At 67.0% G+C, this 19,057-nt stretch carries 17 protein-coding genes and 1 pseudogene; 3 read left to right on the top strand and 15 right to left on the bottom strand.

Annotated elements, in window-relative coordinates; genetic code table 11:
* Window positions 1–2: 2 nt before the first annotated feature.
* Window positions 3–845 carry a DMT family transporter gene (locus JF515_RS15335; RefSeq protein ID WP_203105323.1) on the top strand — a complete coding sequence of 281 codons (843 nt, stop codon included), beginning with the start codon at window positions 3–5 and terminating at the stop codon, window positions 843–845.
* A 202-nt stretch (window positions 846–1,047) separates the two neighbouring features.
* Here the strand turns inward: JF515_RS15335 and JF515_RS19705 are convergent.
* From JF515_RS19705 to JF515_RS15370, 8 genes and pseudogenes are all read right to left on the bottom strand, one after another.
* A pseudogene (locus JF515_RS19705) lies at window positions 1,048–2,052 on the bottom strand (O-antigen ligase family protein); the annotation flags it as partial.
* 38 nt (window positions 2,053–2,090) lie between these two features.
* Complete coding sequence (locus tag JF515_RS15340; protein ID WP_203105324.1) at window positions 2,091–2,993, bottom strand: hypothetical protein; 903 nt, start codon at window positions 2,991–2,993, stop codon at window positions 2,091–2,093.
* Between the two features lie 2 nt (window positions 2,994–2,995).
* On the bottom strand, window positions 2,996–4,039 hold the full coding sequence (locus JF515_RS15345) for a glycosyltransferase (RefSeq protein WP_203105325.1): 1,044 nt from the start codon (window positions 4,037–4,039) through the stop codon (window positions 2,996–2,998).
* Window positions 4,036–4,722: a YrbL family protein gene (locus tag JF515_RS15350; protein ID WP_203105326.1), complete on the bottom strand. Its 687-nt coding sequence runs from the start codon at window positions 4,720–4,722 to the stop codon at window positions 4,036–4,038. Before JF515_RS15350 ends, JF515_RS15345 begins: the two co-directional genes overlap by 4 nt.
* Window positions 4,719–5,738: a glycosyltransferase gene (locus tag JF515_RS15355; RefSeq protein WP_203105327.1), complete on the bottom strand. Its 1,020-nt coding sequence runs from the start codon at window positions 5,736–5,738 to the stop codon at window positions 4,719–4,721. The genes JF515_RS15350 and JF515_RS15355 overlap by 4 nt, the downstream gene beginning before the upstream one ends.
* Entirely contained in the window at window positions 5,735–6,853 is a 1,119-nt protein-coding gene (locus tag JF515_RS15360) for a glycosyltransferase family 4 protein (protein WP_338015233.1), read from the bottom strand. Before JF515_RS15360 ends, JF515_RS15355 begins: the two co-directional genes overlap by 4 nt.
* A 2-nt stretch (window positions 6,854–6,855) precedes the next feature.
* Window positions 6,856–7,932, bottom strand: a complete 1,077-nt coding sequence (locus tag JF515_RS15365) for an ELM1/GtrOC1 family putative glycosyltransferase (protein ID WP_203105329.1) — start codon at window positions 7,930–7,932, stop codon at window positions 6,856–6,858.
* Window positions 7,933–7,985: 53 nt separating this feature from the next.
* Window positions 7,986–8,696, bottom strand: coding sequence for an extensin family protein (locus JF515_RS15370; RefSeq protein WP_203105330.1), 711 nt, complete (start codon window positions 8,694–8,696; stop codon window positions 7,986–7,988).
* A gap of 165 nt (window positions 8,697–8,861) precedes the next feature.
* Here JF515_RS15370 and JF515_RS15375 point away from each other — a divergent pair, with 165 nt between their 5' ends.
* Both JF515_RS15375 and JF515_RS15380 read left to right on the top strand, forming a co-directional pair.
* Window positions 8,862–9,611: an aspartate/glutamate racemase family protein gene (locus tag JF515_RS15375; RefSeq protein ID WP_203105331.1), complete on the top strand. Its 750-nt coding sequence runs from the start codon at window positions 8,862–8,864 to the stop codon at window positions 9,609–9,611.
* A gap of 36 nt (window positions 9,612–9,647) precedes the next feature.
* A complete protein-coding gene (locus JF515_RS15380) occupies window positions 9,648–10,037 on the top strand; it encodes a nuclear transport factor 2 family protein (RefSeq protein ID WP_203105332.1) in 390 nt (129 codons plus the stop codon).
* Between the two features lie 124 nt (window positions 10,038–10,161).
* Here JF515_RS15380 and JF515_RS15385 read toward each other — a convergent pair whose 3' ends face one another.
* From JF515_RS15385 to JF515_RS15415, 7 genes are read right to left on the bottom strand one after another with little or no spacing between them, the layout of a single operon-like run.
* Window positions 10,162–12,033, bottom strand: coding sequence for a sigma 54-interacting transcriptional regulator (locus JF515_RS15385; RefSeq protein WP_203105333.1), 1,872 nt, complete (start codon window positions 12,031–12,033; stop codon window positions 10,162–10,164).
* A 31-nt stretch (window positions 12,034–12,064) separates the two neighbouring features.
* Window positions 12,065–12,697 (bottom strand): 3-isopropylmalate dehydratase small subunit, encoded by a 633-nt coding sequence (leuD, locus tag JF515_RS15390; RefSeq protein WP_203105334.1) that lies wholly within the window; start codon window positions 12,695–12,697, stop codon window positions 12,065–12,067.
* A 1-nt stretch (window position 12,698) separates the two neighbouring features.
* Window positions 12,699–14,111, bottom strand: coding sequence for a 3-isopropylmalate dehydratase large subunit (leuC, locus tag JF515_RS15395; protein WP_203105335.1), 1,413 nt, complete (start codon window positions 14,109–14,111; stop codon window positions 12,699–12,701).
* A complete protein-coding gene (locus JF515_RS15400) occupies window positions 14,108–14,563 on the bottom strand; it encodes a hypothetical protein (RefSeq protein WP_203105336.1) in 456 nt (151 codons plus the stop codon). Before JF515_RS15400 ends, leuC begins: the two co-directional genes overlap by 4 nt.
* A complete protein-coding gene (locus JF515_RS15405; RefSeq protein ID WP_203105337.1) occupies window positions 14,517–15,107 on the bottom strand; it encodes an isochorismatase family protein in 591 nt (196 codons plus the stop codon). Before JF515_RS15405 ends, JF515_RS15400 begins: the two co-directional genes overlap by 47 nt.
* A 10-nt stretch (window positions 15,108–15,117) precedes the next feature.
* Window positions 15,118–16,980, bottom strand: a complete 1,863-nt coding sequence (locus tag JF515_RS15410) for a hydantoinase B/oxoprolinase family protein (protein WP_203105338.1) — start codon at window positions 16,978–16,980, stop codon at window positions 15,118–15,120.
* 3 nt (window positions 16,981–16,983) lie between these two features.
* The gene (locus JF515_RS15415; RefSeq protein WP_203105339.1) at window positions 16,984–19,056 is read right to left on the bottom strand and encodes a hydantoinase/oxoprolinase family protein; all 2,073 of its coding nucleotides are present in this window, start codon (window positions 19,054–19,056) and stop codon (window positions 16,984–16,986) included.
* Between the last annotated feature and the right edge of the window lies 1 nt (window position 19,057).

The following is a 19,057-nucleotide window of genomic DNA, read 5'->3' on the forward strand; positions in this document are numbered from 1 at the left end:
TTTTGGACACCCGTAAAGGCACCGCCCTGGCCCTGCTGGCCAGCGCGCAGTGGGGCGCCACCGGTATCTGGGTGGCGCTGCTGCGCGACCTGCCCACCGGCACCACCCTGGTGTTCCGGTTTCTTACCGCCACCTTGCTGCTCACCACCATGCTGGCCGCCCTGCGCGGTTTCCGGCGTCCCAACCGCTCGGCCCTGGAGGGCGGCGTGTTGCTGGCCGCCTACTATGTGCTGGCCACCGTGGGCTTCTATATAAGCGATGTGGTGACGGTGTCGCTGCTGGTGGCCACCTCGCCGTTCTTCGTCATGCTGTTGCGGCTGCTGCGCCGGGAAGGCCTGACGGGACGTGAACTTCTGGGCGGCCTGCTGGCCTTCGGCGGTGTCGCCACGGTGTTGCTGCTGGGCGCCCCGGCCAGCGGCGAAAGCCACCTGGTCGGGAATCTGTGTGGCCTGGGCGCGGCCCTGGTGATGGCATTGTATTCCCGGGCCGGGGACCGGCTGCGCGGCCAGGGCTGGAACGTGGTGTGGATCGCCTGTGCGCTGGGCCTGCTGGTCAGCGCGCCGTTCGCCGACCCCGGCGCGGCGGTGCCGGATGCCCGCCAGTGGGGCCTGTTCCTGGGTCTGGCGGCGTTTTCCACTTTGGCGCCGGGGTATCTCTATCCCCTCGCCTGCCAGCACATCAACGCCACCTCGGCCACGGTGGTGCGGCTGAGCACGCCGTTCTTCACCGCCCTGTTCGCGTTTCTGATTCTCGGCGACGCCCTGGGCATGCAGCATGTGCTGGGCGCGCCCCTGTTGCTGCTGGGAGTGTATCTGACCCTGCCGCGGCCGCCCGCCAGGGCATGAACGTGGCCACGCCACCGGCCACCAGGGTGAAGGCCCAGTCACCGCTGGAGAAGTACAGGAACGACTCAAACAGGTTCACCACCAGCCAGAAGCCCAGAAACGCCAGATAGAACAGCAGGAAGTCCGCCGGCAGCGCGCCGGCGCGGCGGGCCCTCAATGCTTCACGGGTCAACCAGACCAGCAGCCCCGCCAGCACCGCCAGGCCGGCCAGGCCGTAATTGACCAGGGTGTCCAGATAGCCGTTGTGCAGGTGTCGGAAGCCCTGCTCCCCGATCCAGCCGGGCAGCCCCGGTGAGTGCGTCAGCACCAGGGAACGCCCGTTGCCGCCCCACCCCAACAAGGGCCGTTCGGCGATCCAGGGCAGCGCCGCCCGCCAGCTCACCAGCCGCCCGGCGACGCTGCCGGTGACCCCGTCGAACTGGCCCCGGGCCAGCCGGGTGATGGCCTGGTGCTCATCGGCCAGACGCTGCTCGACGATGGGCGAGAAGGCCGCCATCAGCACCAGGCCCAGCACCCCGGCCAGCATGGCTCCGGTAAGCCAGCGCCGGCGCGGCCCCGGCGACAGCCGTCGGCGCAGGACCAGCCAGGCGGCGGCCAGCATCACCAGCGCCGCCACCGCAAGCCCCAGCCACACGCCCCGGGTCTGGGTGATCACCACCGCGATGGCGCAGGTCAGGATGGCCAGTGCCCATAGCACGGCGCGCAACAGGCGCCAGGGCCCTGGCGCCAAGCAGCGGCCCGCCAGGGCGGTCAGCCCCAGCAAGCCGGTGGCGAACAACAGGGTGGCGTGCTGGGCATTGTGCAGGCCGAAATCCACCCGCTCGCCGTGCCAGCCCAGGAACCAGTCCCGCCACCCCTGGCCGGTGAACCAGGGTGCCACCAACAGCCCCGCCAGACTGGCGCCCCAGGCCAGCAGCACCGCCCGAACCCGGCCCGCCAGCAACCAGGCCACCGCCAGAAACGAAAACCAATGGGTAAGCCGGTGCACCTTGGCGGAAGACTCCGCCCACTGCGGATGGTGCAGCCGCGCCAATCCCCAGGACAGCAGCGCCACCAGCGCCGCCGCCAGCAGCAGCTTCAGCGGCGTACCGAAGCGCCGCCCCCGGGCCAGCCAGAAAAAGCCGCCGAACCCGGCCACCAGAACCAGTACCTTGAAGCCTTCGCCCGCCTCCGGCAGCGCCAGGGCGGTGCCGGCGTAGGCGGCCACCAGCCAGGGCCCTATCCGCTCCAGGGTCGCCGCCGGGCTCAAGCGCCCTCCACCAAACGGCCCCAAAGATCATAGTGGTCGAATACCGTCCGAAACTTGAGGTCGTTGCCGTCGACGGCTTTGTTGGCACGCTTCAGGGAATGCAGCTGGCTTTCTTCCACGGTCAGGAAGCGGCCCCGGAAATCCCTCGGATCGGGCACCCGGCGGCAACCACGGCCAGCCTTGAGGCTCATGGCCTTGAGCCAGATGTCGTCGGCGCCGGGGCATAGGGCCATGAAACGGTTACGATCCAGCACCTGGTCATCCAGTTGGCCTGGGGCATAGAGCACTCCGCCGACGCCGGTGGGGAATACCAGCGGCGAGGGCGTGGCGTCCAGGGTGGGCTTCTCCCAGCGCTTGTAGGGCAGCACCCCGCCACCGGCGGCCAGCCGGATGCGGTGGGCGCGATGGCAGGGAATGGTGGCCGGATCGGCCCGGTGGGCACGGTACAACTGATCCACCAGGTCATGGGGATAGAGGGTGTCGTCGTCCACGGTGATCAGCAGGCTGTCGGGGAAGCACTGCAGGGCGTAGTAGAACTTTTTATAGGGCCCCAGATCCTCCGCGCAGAACCGCACTTCCAGGCCGCGCCGTTCCTGCAGGCGGAGAATGTGTGGCAAGCCGGCGCCGCCCAGCTCGCCCTCGGCGATCCACAGCACCACCCGGTCCGGTTTGAGGGACTGCTGGAGCAGGCTCTCGATGGTCAGGTAGACGTTGTCGATGCGCTTGTCGAAGGTGGTCAACGATACCACGACATCCTCGGCCAGGCCGTTGCCCACACCGCTGACGCTGGCGTGCAGGGCGTTCCAGTGAAGCTGGCCGGCACGCTGGATGGCGGTGTCCCGGGCCAGGGCGTCGCGGCGGGCGCGCAGGCGCTTTTGCCGACGTCTCGCTTTGAACATGGTCAGCGCCCCCTGGCCGGCAGGCTGGTGAAGAAATCCCGATAGCCGCCCAATACCACCTGGCGGCTGTAGTGGGCCCGGTAGTGATCGCGGGCCATGTCCGCCAGCCGCCGGCGGGCGGCACCGTCGGCAAGCAAGTCGCGCAGGGCGTCGGCCAGGGCATCGGCCCGGTCCAGCGGGGTGAGCAGCCCGGTCTCGCCGGCGCGGATCAGCTCCGCCGGCCCCTGGGACGCGGTGGCCACGATCGGACAACCGTGGGCCCAGGCCTCCAGCACGATGGAGCCCAGCCCCTCGTGGCGGGACGGGCAGACGAACACATCGACGCTGGCCATCAGCGCGGTGACGTCATTCCGCCAGCCCAGAAAACGGACTCGCCCGGTCACCCCGAGCTGCGTCGCCATGGCCCGCAGGGCGTCCTCCTCCGGGCCGCTGCCGGCCAGCCACAGGGTGGCATCGGGCAGCCGCGCCAGGGCCTGGAGCAGCACGTCGAAGCCCTTGTTGCGGTGCAGCCGGCCGGCGGCCAGCAGCAGCGGCCCGGCGGGCGTGTCGAAGCTGTCCCGGGGCAACGGCGTGACCGGGGTTTCATCGGCGAAGTTGGGCAAGTGCACCACCCGCGCCGCCGGCATGCCGCCGCGCACCAGGTGGTCACAGATACCCCGGGTGATGCCGATCCAGTAATCCGCGTGTCGGTAGTGCTTGAGGTCGTAGTAATGCCCGAGCCGGCTGATCAGGGTATAGGGACCAGGCGGCGTGGCGGCGCTGGCCCGGTTCATCCAGGTCAGCACCCGGTCCGGACGGTAGGCGGCCAGGGCGCGCCGGTAGCGGTAGTGGGCCAGGGGTCGCAGCGGACCGGGGAAGCGGAAGCCGGACACCGGCACCCCGGCCTCGCGCAGCCGCGCCACCCGGTCCGGGTGGGGGCGAATAAAGGCGCGCTGCTCCAGGCCGCCTTCCCGATGCAGGCCGGTCACCAGGCGCACGAAGAAGTTCTCCGCCCCGCCCCGGGGCGCGCCGGCCAGCACCTGGGCCAGACGGGGCTCGCCGCTCATGGCCGCTCCGGCGCGTCGTCGTGGAACAGCAGCCCATGGTAACCGGGGAAGGCACCGGCCCGGGCGCCGCGCTGCGTCAGCAGGTCCTCGATGCGCTGGTGCAGGTTGGCCACCTTGCGCCGGGCGGCGGACCGGCTGCGCCGGACGCCGGCCAGCCCCGGGCGGCCCAGGCCATCGATCACCACCAACCGGCGCAGCCCTCCGTCCGCGCCCCGTTGGGCGACGATGTTGTGCGGCAGCAGGTCCCGGGACGGAATGCCCTGCTCGATCCAGAACCGGCCGAGCACACCCACCGCCCGGCTGCAGGAGGGTGTCAGGCCGTCATCCCAAAGCACCTTCTTCAAGGTCTGGGAAATGGCGCCGTCGGCATCGCGGATCAGCTCGGTGACCAGACCGGCGCCCAGATCGGTGTCGACGAAACCGTGGCAGCGCGGCAGGTGGGCACCGAGCAAAGCACCGTGACGGCGCCACAGCACGGTCAGCACACGGTGCTCCTCGCGGTTGTCGTCAAACCAGGACAGCGGCCGCAGGTTGCCGGGGAAGCCTTTCTTGCGGCGCCGGTCCGCCAGGGTGAAATCCGGCCTGCGCACCTTGATGCAGCGGTCCCGGTGATCCGGGTCGACGAAACACAAACGGTTACCCCCCTGGGCGAACGGCGCCCGTTCCTTGAGGCTCAGGGTCATGGCCCGCTCCGCCACACGTAATCGTGGGACAGCGGCAGGCCCAGGGCCGACTCGACGATAAAGCGGGCGTACAGCCGGGAATTCATTTCCCGGTGGAAGAAGTCCCGGGCCCGACCGGCCCAGTCCCGGCGACGGTCGTCGTCACGGTGAAACTCACGGATACGTTCGATCAGATCCTCCTGATCACGGAAATACACCAGGGACCGCGCCGGCATCAGCTCGTCAAAGCGGGGCGCCGCATGGGTGAATACCAGGATGCCGTTGCCGGCCAATTGCGCCATGCGCGCCGAGGAATACCAGTAATCCCCTTCCTGGCGGTTGAGATTCAGCCCCATGCGGGTCGAGGCCAGGGCCCGTTCGTAGTCCCGGCCCCACACCGGCGGCTGGCCGAAACTGCCATGAGTGTGGAACACCAGCTCCCGGTCCAGGGCATCCTTGAGCGCTTTCACCTGCTCCAGGCGTCGGGTGAAATCCGTGCTGTTGCTGCAGAACAGCAGGTCCACCGGCAGGTCCCGGCGCCGGCTGTTGTCCAGGTTCTCGATGCTGGCGTCCACCGGGTTGGGCATGTGGTGGAAGCACGCCGGCAGGTCGTCAAAACGGCGCAGCTCCGGCCAGCCGGTGGACACGAACACCGCATCCACCACCTCGCCCCGGTGGCGCAGGCGGGCCACGTTGTCCGGCACGAACAGCGGGTCGTTGTTGCAGTGGGCCAGCACGATGTGGGGCCAGCGCTGGCGCAGGCGACGCAGGGTGTCGTTGCCGATCAGATCGCAGTGACCGAGGATCACCAGGTCCGGCTCCACCGCCTCCACGGTTTCCAGCAGCCGCTTGTTGGCCTGCTTGCGGCCCAGGTCGCGGATGCCGAACGGCGCCTCCATGGCCGCCACATCCCGGTCGCTGAACACCTGCACGTAATGGCCGTCGTGGATCAGCCCCAGGGTCAGTTTGTGGGCCCAACTGACCCGGGTTTTGCCATAGCGGCGCCATTGCTGGTAGGCCACGTGCAGCACTCTCATGGTCGCGCCTCGCCGGCGCCGTCCCGGTCCGCCAGGGCCTGCTGATACACCGCCAGGGTGGCCGCCACCTGGTGATCCAGGTGGAACCGTTCCGGCAGCTCGATGCGCACCGAGGTGCCGGTGAGCATGCCGATGCGCTCCACCACCTCGCCCACGTCGTCCGGCGTCACCAACCCCTCGGGGAAACAAGGTGCCAGGGATTCCCGGGCGCCGCCCCGGTCGAAGGCCACCACCTTGCATCCGGTAGCCAGGGCCTCGGTGATCACGCGCCCGAACGGCTCCGGCTTGCTGGATAGATGGCAGACCACCTCCGCCAGCCGATAGAACTGCACGATGTCGTCGCGGCGCCCCACCAGGGTCACGTGGGGCGCCAGCCCCATGGCCAGGGCGCTGTTCTCCAGTTCGGTGCGGTAATGCTGTTTGTTGGCCTCGGCGCCGCCGAGGATCACGCCGTGGGCATCCGGGTCCCGCTCGATCAGCCTTTGCATCACGCGCAGAAAGGTTTCCTGGCCCTTCCAGCGGCTCAGCCGACCGGGCATCAGGATCAGCCGCTTGCCGCGCAGGTGCGGGAAATCGGCGTACAAGCGGTCCAGCCACTCCGGGTCCGGGGCGCCGGGCCGGAAATAGGCCACGTCCACCCCTCGGGGAATCAGGGAGATGCGCTCCGGCGCCACCGGATAATTCGCCAGGATGTAGTCACGCACCGTCTCGGAGATGGCGATCACCCGGCGCGGCCTGGCCATCACCGCGCTGTAGCGGCTCACCGAGTAATGGCTGTGGAAGGTACTTACCAGGGCCGGGCGCCCGGCGGCGGGTAGCCGGCGCCAGGCCAGCCATACCAGCCAGGCGGGCATCCGCGAGCGTACGTGCACCACATCCGGCGCCAGCTCGCGAATCAGGCGTCGCAGCGCCGGCACCCGCCGCAGCGACAGCGGCGACTTGCGATGCACCGACAAGGTCACATGGCGGCTGCCCTCCGCCTCCAGCCGTGCCACCTGGGCGCCGCCACTGGACAGCACCCAGGACTCATGCCCCCGGGCCACCAGTTCCCGGGCAAACTCCACGGTGCCCCGTTCCACGCCGCCGCTGTTCAACGCCGGCAGAACCTGCAGCACCCTCAAAGACGCGCCTCCTGGTAGCGGTCGATCAGCCAGTGCGCCACCCGGTTGGCTTCCCACAGGTGCGGCGGTCGGGCGGACGCCGCCATCAGCGCCGCGCGATCCCGCCAGGCCAGGACCTGCCCACGTCGGCACAGGGCGCGGATGCCGCCGGCCACCCGCGCCTTGCCGGTGCAGGCCAGGTCCAGGGTGCCGGTGGCGACACCGGCGGTGAGGGATTCGTAGAGCATGGAGACGCTGTCCGGTGACACCCAAGCCACCCGGTGGGCACGCAGCTGACGCGGCAGCCAGTCCACCGGCGTGTCGTCGTGGTGGTGGAAGCGCAGATTCGGCGCCCTCAGCTCACGCAGGCGGGCCACCAGGGGCGCCGGAGTGCGCCGGGAGCTGGTCACCGTCCAGCGCCAGTCCGGGTACTCCCGCAGCAGGGTAAGGAGCTGGTCGAGAATCGAGTCGTCGCGCCAGTGAAAATGCGGCGACTCGCCGCCAAGCAGCACCAGGCCACGGCGGGCGGCGCTGAGCCGGGGATTGGGTCGCACCGCGGTGAGCGCGCCCTGGGTGGCGAGAATATCGCCCCGGGCGGCGGGCCGGTCGTGTTCGGGGATCACCTTCAAATCCACCCAGCGGGACGGAAAGCCCGGTCGCATCAACACCACGGTGAGCGCGTCGCGGAAGCCCCGGCAGGCGAGCAGCAGCGCATGGGTACCGGACCCGGCGCCAATCACCAGATCCGGCGCCGGCGCCTCGATGCGCGGCGGGCGCGCCGCCAGGGCCTGCCACCAGGACACCCGGTGGCGGCGGCAGGAGACCCATACCAGCCGGGCGCCGCTCAGTGCTTCCAGCCGCTCCCCCAGGCCACGCAACTGATTGACGTGGCCGGCCTTGTCGTCACTGAGCAGCCACACCACCGGTCGCGCCGGGCGGCCAACGGCACTCGCCACCAGGCGCGAATCGGCGAGCAGCGCGGAAGACGCCGCGCCGGCGTCGAACAGGGCCGGCCCCGGCCAGCCGGCGCCGGCCACCCGGGCTTCGCCCTGGGAGCGGTGCGTGGAAGAAGCGTTCATGGTGTCGGAACTCACTCCGGGTCACTTCCGGAGCAGTGTCCATCACCGACGTTACAGCCGTGCGACAATCACCGGCAGATACCAAACCCGCGCAGGCCGAAGTGAAAATGATCACCGTGGGCGGCGTTGTAGTCCGGGCCCAGGGCGGTGCCGAACAAACCACAGGCGCCCTCGAAGACGGCGTGCAGAAAAGCCCCTTTGTCACCCTCGTCATCCCAGTGATTTTGCACCGACACCCGGGTGCCGTCGGCCAGGGAAAAGGCGGCCACGTCCAGGGCCGAGGCGGTGGCATGGTCGCTGCGGCGGTCGTCCGCGCGATGGTAAATATTGCGGCAGGCGAAGCTCCCGTAATGCCACACCTCGGCGACCGGCTGCCCGAAATATTCGCGGGCCAGAGGTTGCAACCGCTGCCGCTCGTACAGGGACCAGGCGGCCACCAGCGGGCAACGGGCCACGAAGCTGTTGTTGAACCCCACCGTCGTCGACCGCACCCGCGCCACGTTGGTCAGAGGGCAACTTTCCACCGGCGTGTAGTCCTTCAGTGGCAGCACATCCAGAGTGCCCTCCGGCGCGCTGTTCAACACCACCCGGCAGGCCTCCGGCCGATTCCCCAGCCGGCGCAGCTTCCAGCGCGTCACCGGCGTGATCGGATCGTCCAGATGCAGAGCCATGAAGGGATTCCAGTGGCGGGGTACCGGCCACCATTGCTGCTTGAGACCGGCCACGAAGACCCCGGCGGCCAGTACCAGGATCAATAAGACAATAAGGAAACGTGCCATGGCCGCAGTGTAACCCGGCGGCTTTCAGATTGAATGCCACGTTTCAATCTGCACCCCGACCGAACCCACATGAGATCTTATAATTCACTGATTTTAAAGACTTTTATTTTTGCCTCCGGTTGGCCCGCATCTTGCGTTAAGGGAGTCATGGCGACGGAGGACGTTATGAGTAAAAAAATCAAAGTCATTATTCCCATTCCCATGGACCAGGCCGGCGTCAACGCGCGCGCCGCCCAGCTCACCGAGGGCTTTCTGCCGGCGGACTACCAGGTGGTGTTCGAATCGGTCAAGGCCGGCGCCGCCCTGGGCGACAGCTACCACGACACCCTGCTGATGGACGTCAGCGTCACCGAGGCGGGCCTGCGCGCCGAGGAACAAGGCTTCGACGCCATCTGCATCGACACGGTCAGCGACTCGGCGCTCAATGCGCTGCGTTCCTGCCTGACCATTCCGGTAATCGCGCCCGGGGCATCCAGCTTCTATCTGGCCTGTAACCTGGGGAAACGCTTCGGCATCGTTACCATGTGGGACGAATGGTTCCCACTTTATGAAAAGACCCTGACCGACTACCACCTTTGGGACAGACTGGCGGGGATGCGCTCCATCAACACCCGCCCGGATCTGGAGGAGTTGCTCGCCGGCAAGGAAGAAGTGGTGTTTGGCAAGCTGCTGGACGCCTCTCGGAAACTGATCGAGGAAGACGGCGCCGACGTCATCATTCTCGGCTCCACCACCATGCACCAGTCCCATGGTTTCCTGCGCGAACGCCTGCCGGTGCCGGTGCTCAACCCCGGCCAGGTGAGCTTCAAAACCTGCCAGATGGTGCTGGAACTGGGCCTGACCCACAGCAAGCATGCCTACCCGGCGCCCGAGGTGCCGCGCCACGACCTTTTCCATGCTCTGGTGGGCGCCTGAGCGCCCCACTCTCACGCAGACACACAGGAGTCAATAATGAAAAAACTAAATCGCCAGGAACTGATCGATCTGGCCACGCAAAGCTACTTCGCCAACGTGGACAAGAAGAACATGGACGGCGTGCTCGCCAATTTCCATGACGACGCGGTATTCACCATCCCCACGGACCCCATTGTCCATGAGGGCAAGGAAGGCGTGCGCGCCATGTTCAAGACCCTGTTCAGCAGCTTCGAGCACATCTGGCACGGTGATTTTGAATGCACCGCGGACGAGGAAAACCAAAGCATTTCGGCACGCTTCAATGTTTATCTGAAAACCGCCGACGGCACCGAGGTGCGCCTTACCAACTGCAATTTCTGGTACGTGGAAGACGGCAAGTTCTCTCGTGTGTTCGTGTTCATGAGCGGCGATAACGTCCTCAAATAACCGCCTTATTAAGTGCCTTGCTCTCCATCACGGCGCCTTCCCTGGCGCCGCTTTTTCCGTCGCCCTAAGGGGCGCGCCACGCCCGACGCCGGCGTTGCGGGCGGAGGTTACGGTAGGCGCGGCTTCAGCCGTTCTGCTTTTTCTTTTCCAGTTCCTTGAGGCGCCGCCATAGCGTGGTCTGGCTGATGCCCAGGTACTCCGCCGCCTGGGTGCGGTTGCCGTTGAACTGCTCCAGCACACGCAGGATTTCCTCCTGCTCCTTCTGCCTCAGGTGGCCCTGATCCCCGCCGCCACCGGCCACGCCTTCGAACAACTCCGGCGCCAGGTTGGGAATGGCCTGGCCGAATTCGGCGAGGGTGTCGTACATCGACGACGACACCAGCAGCCGCTCCAGCAGGTTCTCCAACTGACGTACGTTGCCGGGCCAGGCGTAGGGCCGGAATACCGGCAGCAACACCCGGCACAGAGCATCCTCCTCGGTGGAGAGCTGATAGCGCGCCGACAACCGCCGAATGAAATAGCGGGTCAGCGGCTCGATGTCCTCCGGGCGCTCGCGCAGGGACGGCAGGTGCACGGTGAACACATTGAGGCGGTAATAAAGGTCTTCACGAAAACGACCGGCGCGTACCTCCTCAAGCAGGTCATGGTTGCAGGCGGCCACGAACTTGATGTTCAAGGCCACCGACTTGCGCGAACCCACCGGGCGTACTTCGCGGTCCTGCAGCACGCGTAGCAGCTTGGCCTGTTGCGGCATCGGCAGGGAATTAATCTCGTCCATGAAAAAGGTGCCGTTGTTGGCCCCTTCCAGCAGCCCGGATTTACCGCCGCTGCGGGCATGAGTGAAGGCCCCATCGGCGTAGCCGAACAGCTCCGCCTCGAACAGCTCGCTGGGAATGGCGGCGCAGTTGATCGCCACGAAGGGGCCATCCCGATTGGCGCTCGCCTCATGCACCTCCCGGGCGGCCAGCTCCTTGCCGCTGCCGGTTTCACCGCGCAGCAGTACCGAACCTGGGGTGGAACCGTAGACCCTCAGCAACCGCGTGGCCTCGTGCATGCGGCGCGACTGGAACACCAGTTCCACCCGGTCGCGGCCCTCTTCCACCTGGGGCGCCGGCGCCGCCTTGATGGAGTAGATATGACCGACCCGCTCCTCGCCCACGTCGAAGGCGCGCTTGGCCACCCGGCATAGACGATCATTGAGCAGAATCCCCTCGGCCACGGTGTCGTCAGCGTCCAGAAAACGCTTGTCGAGCAATTTATCGACACGACGCCCACGGTACAGGTTGGCCAACAACTCCCGGGCCTGTTCGTTAAAGGCCACCACTCTTTCCTCCCGGTTGGTGACCAGGGTGGCGCCCTCGGTGTTGGCGAGCAGGAAATCGGAAAATGCCTGCTGCTGGCGCTCGCGCTTGTATTCACCGGCCAGGTTGATGGCGCGGCGCAAAAGCAGCCGGCATGATGCCCGGGAATAGATCATCACATAGGGAATGCCGGCCTGTTCGGCAAGATCGCAGATATAGCTGGAGCCGACCACGGCGCCGAAGCCCTGCTGACGCAGGCTGTGGAAAATATTATTGGCGTCGTCGGCGGTGACGTAGCTCTTCTGCACGATTTCCACGCCGGGCAGATGGGACAGCAACTCCCATTCCACCGCCTGGTGCTCATGCAGCAGGATCAGAATCTTGTGGGAAATGGCACGCGCCTTGAGCACCGCGTTGATCAGATCGCTCTGGCGGATCTTGAGCGCCACCACCGGTACCGGCAGCGTGTTCTTCAGGTAGTACGCGTTGGCGCCGGCACTGATGAAAATATCCACGTCGCCCTGCTCCACCAGTTGCCGGGCGGACAGCAGGGCGTCGTTGAAGATGTTGTCGATGATCGAGATGTCCGCCTGCGCCTGAAACTCGGGAATCAGCGAATGCACCATCTTGCTGAGCTTGGAGTTGCCGATCAGGCAGACACGCGCTCGCGACAGCTCGGCGTTCTCGAATTCCATAGTCTCCTCCAGCCCATCACCGTCCCGCTATTTAGAACAACCAGGGTTCCTCCCGGCGACGGCGTGCTTCGTATTGTTGTATTTTTTCTGCTCTCTCAAGAGTGATGCCGATGTCGTCCAGGCCCGCTATAAGGGCTTCACGGCGGGCGGAATCTACCTCGAAGGGCCATTCACGCTCTCCCCATTGCAGCCGGGACCCGACCAGATCGACGGTGAGCGGCTGTTCCGGGTGCTCTCGGCACAATTGGAACAACTCGTCCACGTCCTGCTGGCTGAGACAAACCGGCAGCACTCCGTTATTAAAGCAATTATTGTGGAAAATCTCACCAAAGGACGGTGCGATGACCACCCGGATGCCAAAATCCTGCAATGCCCAGACCGCGTGCTCGCGGCTTGAGCCGCAGCCGAAGTTGGCCTGGGCGAGCAGGATGCTGCCCTGATTCCAGGGCACCTGGTTGAGCACGAAGTCCGGGTTGGGACGACGCTCCTGGACCGGCGTGTCCACATCGCCCGGGTCCAGGTAGCGTTCGTCATCGAACAGATGGGCGCCGAAACCCTGTTTGTCGATTTTCTTCAGATACTGCTTGGGCACGATGGCATCGGTATCCACGTTGCGGCGGTTGAGTGGAATCACCACGCCACTGTGTCGCGTGAAGGCTTGCATCTCAGAGCCCCCTGACATCGGTAATCACGCCGGTGAGCGCGGCGGCGGCGGCCATCGGCGGACTCATCAGGTGGGTGCGACCGCCCTTGCCCTGGCGCCCCTCGAAATTGCGGTTGGAGGTGGCGGCACAGCGCTCGCCGGGCGCCAGGCGATCGTCGTTCATGCCCAGGCACATGGAGCAGCCGGCGGCGCGCCACTCGAAGCCGGCGCATTCGAAGATGTCCGCCAGCCCTTCGCGTTCCGCCTGCAGCCGCACCAGGCCGGAGCCGGGCACGATGATGGCCTGTTTAAGACGCGGCGAAAGCCGGCGGCCCCGTACCAGGGTGGCGACCTGACGCAAATCCTCGATACGGGCGTTGGTGCAGGAGCCGATGAACACCCGGTCGATCGGCAGCCCTTCCAGCGCCTGACCCGGCTCGAGCCCCATGTAGTCCAGTGCCCGGGCCAGGTTGGCGCGGTCCTGTTCGTCCAGGGCGGCGGCCGGGTCCGGCACCCGACCGGACACCGGCACCACCATTTCCGGCGAGGTGCCCCAGGTGACCTGGGGTTCCAGGATGGTGGCGTCGAACACCTCCTCGCGGTCAAAGCGGGCCTCCGGATCGCTGACCAGATGCCGCCAGTGGTCCACCGCCCGGGTCCATTGTTCGTCGCGCGGGGCACCGGGCCGGCCACGCACATAGTCCTCGGTGACCGCGTCGTAGGCCACCAGACCGGCGCGGGCGCCCGCCTCGATGCTCATATTGCAAAGGGTCATGCGCGCCTCGATGGACAGCCGGCGAACCACGTCACCGGCGTATTCGATGGCGAAGCCGGTGGCGCCAGCGGTGCCCAGCCGACCGATCATCGCCAGTACCAGGTCCTTGGCGGTAACGCCCTCGTCCAGTTCGCCATCGAAGCGCACCCGCAGTGTCTTCAGCTTGCGCGCGCGCAGCGTCTGGGTGGCGAGCACATGGGCCACCTCGCTGGTGCCGATGCCCATGGCCAGGGTGGCCAGGGCGCCATGGGTGGAGGTGTGCGAATCGCCGCACACCAGGGTGACGCCGGGCAAGGTCAGGCCCTGCTCCGGGCCTACCACGTGCACAATGCCCTGGCGCTGGTCGGTGAGGTCGATAAGCGGAATACGCTGATCGCGGCAGTTGTCTTCCAGGCGCCGCACCTGCTGGCGGGCCAGGGCATCACGAATGCCGGGCACGCCCAACTCCCGGTTGCGGGTGGGCACCGCATGATCCGGCACCGCCATGTTGGCGCCCGGGCGCCATACCGGCCGGTGTTTTTCACGCAGGGCGGCGAACGCCTGCGGCGAGGACACCTCGTGAATCAGATGCCGGTCGATGTACAGCAACGACTCGCCGCCGGGCAGGGTATCCACCACATGGCGCTCCCAGAGCTTGTCGTAGAGGGTTTGTTGTGTCATGGCGATTCCTCGGTGCGCGCCGCTCCACGCGGCGGTGGCCAGGCCACCCAGCGGTACAGGTTGGGCCCCTCCCGGTCCGGCAGGCGAAACCCGCACCAGCTGTCCAGCTTGCCGCCCTGCAGCGGTTCGATGATGCAGCGCGGCCGGCTGCAGGCGTCCGCGTCCAGACCCTGCCCGGCCAGGTCCCGGCGCAGGCGCCGCAGCGCCTCGCGGGCCCGTTCCCGGGCGGCCTCGTCATGGCGGCTCATGGCCGCCACGTGCCGGTGGAAGGCGCGCACATAATGATTGCGATAGTCCTCGCAGGCGGCGGGTTCGGCGGCCAGCCGGGCCGCCAGCTCCGCCGGTATGTCGCCGCCCGCCGGGGCCGGCCCGTGCCGGCACCCGGTGAGCAGCAGGCCCAGCAGGCTAGCCCAGCAGAGCCAGGGTCTCGTCGACGGAAAGGACATCCGCATACTTGATCCCCAAGTCCTTCAGGTTGGCACGGTGAGCGTCCGCGTCCCGGTCGCCCACCGCTTCCCGGGGCACCACGGTTCGAAAATCATGCTGCAGCGCGTCCACGGCGGTGGCGCGCACGCAGCCGCTGGTGGTGAGGCCGGTGACCACCACGCCATCCACCCCGGCGGCGCGCAAGCGCGTCGCCAGGTCGGTGGCGAAGAAGCCGCTGGCCCACTGTTTCACCAGCACCGGCTCATCGTCCCGGGGCGCCACCCGGGGGTCGATGCGATCCAGCCCTCCGCCGGCCTGGAGCACCTCCAGGGCGGGCAGCTTTTCCCGGAATACCCGGGCCTGATCGTCACCCTCATAGGCCACGGTGGTGAAGAACACCGGCAGCGACCGTTCCCGAAACGCCGCCAGCAGGCGGGCATTGGCCTGAATCACCGCCCCCGCCTCGCTGGCCAGGGGGCTAAGCCCGGGGTCGGTGAACCCCAGGCTCAGGTCCACCAGCACCAGGGCATAGCGACGGGCGGCGGCGAGGCGCCGTGATTGCAGATTCATGGCTCCCCCCTCAGTTTTCCCAGACCGGCGTGCGCGGCGCCGGCAGGCCGGTTTCCTCCAGACAGCGCGCCTTGATTTCCTCCAGCGTGCCACCCCGGTTGAACACCTCCTCGATGGGACCGCGCTGCTCCGCCATCTCCTTTCGCAGGAGCTCGGTGGCGGCCTGATCGACCCGCCCCCTGGCGTCGCAGACCACGCCGTAACGGCGCGCCCCGCCCTGGGTCACCAGCCCCTTCAGCACATCGGTGCCCACCGCCGCCGGGTCCCGCTCCAGGGGGTCGCCCCAGCCGCCGCCGCCCCAGGTGTCAAAAATCACCAGGTCGCCCTTGGCCACCTTGATGTTGTCGCACTTGGAGGGCAGCACCTGGCGCTCGCCGTTGGCCCGTATCAGTTCCTTGCGGCTGCGCTGGCCGGGCAGGCCGCCGTTGACGCCCCACGGATAGGTGAGCCAGCGGTCGTCGTGAATGGAGACCTCGCCGTCGGCGAGTAGCCGGTAGCCCACGCGGATGCCGTTGCCACCGCGATGCTGGCCGGCGCCACCGGAGTCGGCGATGGATTCATAGGTCTCGATGCGCAGCGGGAAATAGGCTTCCACGAACTCGTTGGGCACGTTGGTGAAGCCCGGCCACAGGCTGTGACCGTCCGGCCCGTCGCCCAGGGGCCGGCCGGGGATACCGCCGAAGCCGATCTGGAACAGCTGGAACCATTCGTCGTTGTCGTCGTAACCGGAGTACATGAAATGCGGCGAGTCGGAGAAGCCGGCGCCGCTCATCGCCTCCGGCGTGCCCTGGCCCAGCAGGCCGCCCATCACATCGAAAATACGGCCCAGCAAATGGGTGCGGCAGGACAGCGCCGCCGGAAAGTCCGGCTTGAGGATCGAGCCCTGGGGAATACGCACTTCCACCAGATCGTAGAAGCCGTCGTTGAACAGGATGGACGGATCGAACAGGTTGATGGTGTAGGCGCCGAAGAACATCTTGAACATCTCCTCGTTGAGGTAGAAGTTCACCGAGGACGGCGCCTGGGGGTCGGTGCCCTCGAAGTCGAAGATGGCCTTGTCGCCTTCCCGCCACAGGGTGCAGCGGATGGTGTAGGGGCCGATGCCGGCGCCGTCGTCGCAGATGTAGTCCTCGAAGGACTGGCGGGTTTCCGGCACCACCTTGCGGATGATTTCGCGCATGGCGGTGTGGTTGCGATCAAGCATCATCTGCAGGGCGCTGACATAGAGGTCATCGCCGAAGCGCTCGGCGAGATCCAGGCAGCGGCGGCCGGCGGTGCGGCAGGCGGCGACGATGGCGTTGAAGTCGGAGCGGTTCCAGCGCGGCATGCGCACGTTGTGCAGGATCAGATCGAGCACATCACCGTTCAGCTCGCCGTTGCGATAGATCTTCAGAGGCGGAATGCGGATGCCTTCCTCGTAGATGCTCCTGGCATCGGTGGGCAGACTGCCGGGCACCTTGCCGCCCACGTCGGACATGTGCCCGAACATGGCCGCCCAGTTGATCAGGCGGCCGTCCTTGAAGATCGGCACCATCACCAGCCAGTCCGGCAGGTGACTGACGGCGCCGTCGCACATGTAGGGATCGTTGGTGAGGAACACATCGCCCTCTTCCACGGTGCCTTCATAGGACTGCATGAAACCATGGATGAAGGAGCCGAACTGGCCCACCACCATCTTGCCATCCTGGTTGGCGATCATCGGAAAGGCATCACCCTGCTCACGGATACCCGGCGACATGGCGGTGCGGAACAGTACCGCGTCCATCTCGTTACGGGCGTTGGCCATGGCGTTCTCGATGATGTCCAGGGTCACCGTGTCCACGTCCTGGCGTTGGAACGGCTGGTTGTTGGTCTGTATCAAAGTGGCAGCCATGGTTCACTCCTTCTCGTTGTTATCGGCCGGTTCGATCAGCAGGTTGCCGACGCCGTCCACGCGTGCCCCGTAGCCGGGAAAAATCACCGTGGTGGAATCCATTTCCATGACGATGGCCGGGCCGGCCAGTTCGTGGCCCGGCCACAGCCGCGCCCGGTCATAGAGCACCGCGTCATGATCGGCACCCTGGAAATAGATCTGGCTTTCGCCCAACACGGCATCCTCCAGCGCCACGGCGTCACCGCCATAATCGCGCTCGGCGATGTTGGGGCGCGGCGCCCGGGCGATGGCACGCAGGTTCACCAGCTCGTGCTCCTCATCCAGGGCGAAATTGAACAGCTGCTCGTGCTCGCCATCGAAGGTCTCTCCGATCAGCGCCAGGCCCCGATCCGCGAGCTGCTCGCGGTCCAGATCCTGGGTCAGCAACAGAGCCTGGCCCTGGTAGCGAACATCCGCCTGCCAGGTGATGGTCTGGTCGGCGGTGTCGATGCCCTGATGGGAGAGCGAGTCGGTGACCTGGCCAGTGAGCTGCTCAAGGATGCGCGTCACCTCCTCGATGGAAAGCTGGGAGAAGCCTTTCACCAGGGAACGGGACGCTTCGTCCTTGACCCGGGTGGTGGCGTCGCCGTAGGCGCACAGCACCCCCGGCGACGGCGGCACGATCACCGGCCAGGCGTTCATCAACATGCCCAGGGCGTTGGCGTGCAGCGGGCCGGCGCCGCCGAACCCGCACAGGGCGAAGTCGCGGGGGTCATAGCCCTGCTCCACGGAGATCAGACGCAGGGCACCGAACATGTGCTCGTTGGCGATGCGCACCACGCCCTCGGCGGCTTCCTTGAGCGACAAGCCCATGGGCTCCGCCACCCTGGCCATGGCCTTCTCCGCCAGATCCCGGCGGATCTCCATGTCGCCGCCCAGCTTCTGATCGGCGGGCAGGTAACCGAGCACCACGTTGGCGTCGGTCACCGTGGGCAGCTCACCGCCCTTGTTGTAGGCAGCCGGGCCCGGATCGGCGCCGGCGCTGTCCGGCCCCACCCGCAGAGCCTTGGTGAGTTCCGGCACGAAGGCGATGGAGCCGCCGCCGGCGCCCACCGTGCGCACGTCCACGGAGGGCGCGCGCACCGCCACGTCACCGACCCGGGTTTCTCGGCGCAGGCGGGCACTGTTGTTCTCGATCAGCGCCACGTCCGTGGAGGTGCCGCCCACGTCGAAGGTCAGCACCTTGTCGTAGCCACCCCGGGAACAGAACCAGATGGCCCCGGCCACGCCGCCGGCGGGGCCGGACAGCAGCAGGTTCACCGGGGTGTCACCGGCCAGGTCGCAGGCGGACAGGCCGCCGTCGGAGCGCAGGATCGACAGGGACACGTCGTCGGCCAGACGCTTCTCCAGCTCGCGGGCCAGGTTGTCCAGGTAGCGGGACACTTCCGGCCGCACGTAGCTGTTCACCACCGTGGTCTCGGTGCGCTCGTACTCCTGCATTTCCGGCACCACCCGGGAGGAAATCGACACTGGGATTTCCGGCATCATCTCCCGGGCGATGGCGGCGATGCGTTCCTCGTGCTCACCGTTGGCGTAGGCGTTGATCAAACACACGGTCAACGCCTCGATGCCGTCTTCCTTGAGCGCCTTCAGATCCTCACGCAGGCGTGCCTCGTCCAGCGGCGTGACCACGGCCCCGTCGGCGCCGATGCGTTCGTCGGCCTCGATGGTATCTTCCAGGGCCGCCAGCACCGGCTGCTTGTTGAAGATCACCCAGCCGCCGATCCCGCCCGGCACATAGGACCGGGCGATGTGCAGCACCTGCTTGTAGCCCCGGGTGGTGACCAGGCCGACCCGGGCGCCGCGCCGGGTGAGGATGGCGTTGGTGGCCACGGTGGTGCCGTGCATCACCTTGTCGATGTCACGGGGGTCCACACCGGAGGTACGGCAGATCTTGTCGATGCCGTTGAGCACGCCGATCGACGAGTCGCTCGGCGTGGACGGCACCTTGGCGGTGTAGGTGGCGCCGGTGTCATCGTTGATCAACAGCAGGTCGGTGAAGGTGCCACCCACATCAACACCCAATCGATAACTCATT

Source organism: Alloalcanivorax marinus, assembly GCF_016785095.1.
In the GTDB taxonomy this organism is placed as follows: Bacteria; Pseudomonadota; Gammaproteobacteria; order Pseudomonadales; family Alcanivoracaceae; genus Alloalcanivorax; species Alloalcanivorax marinus_A.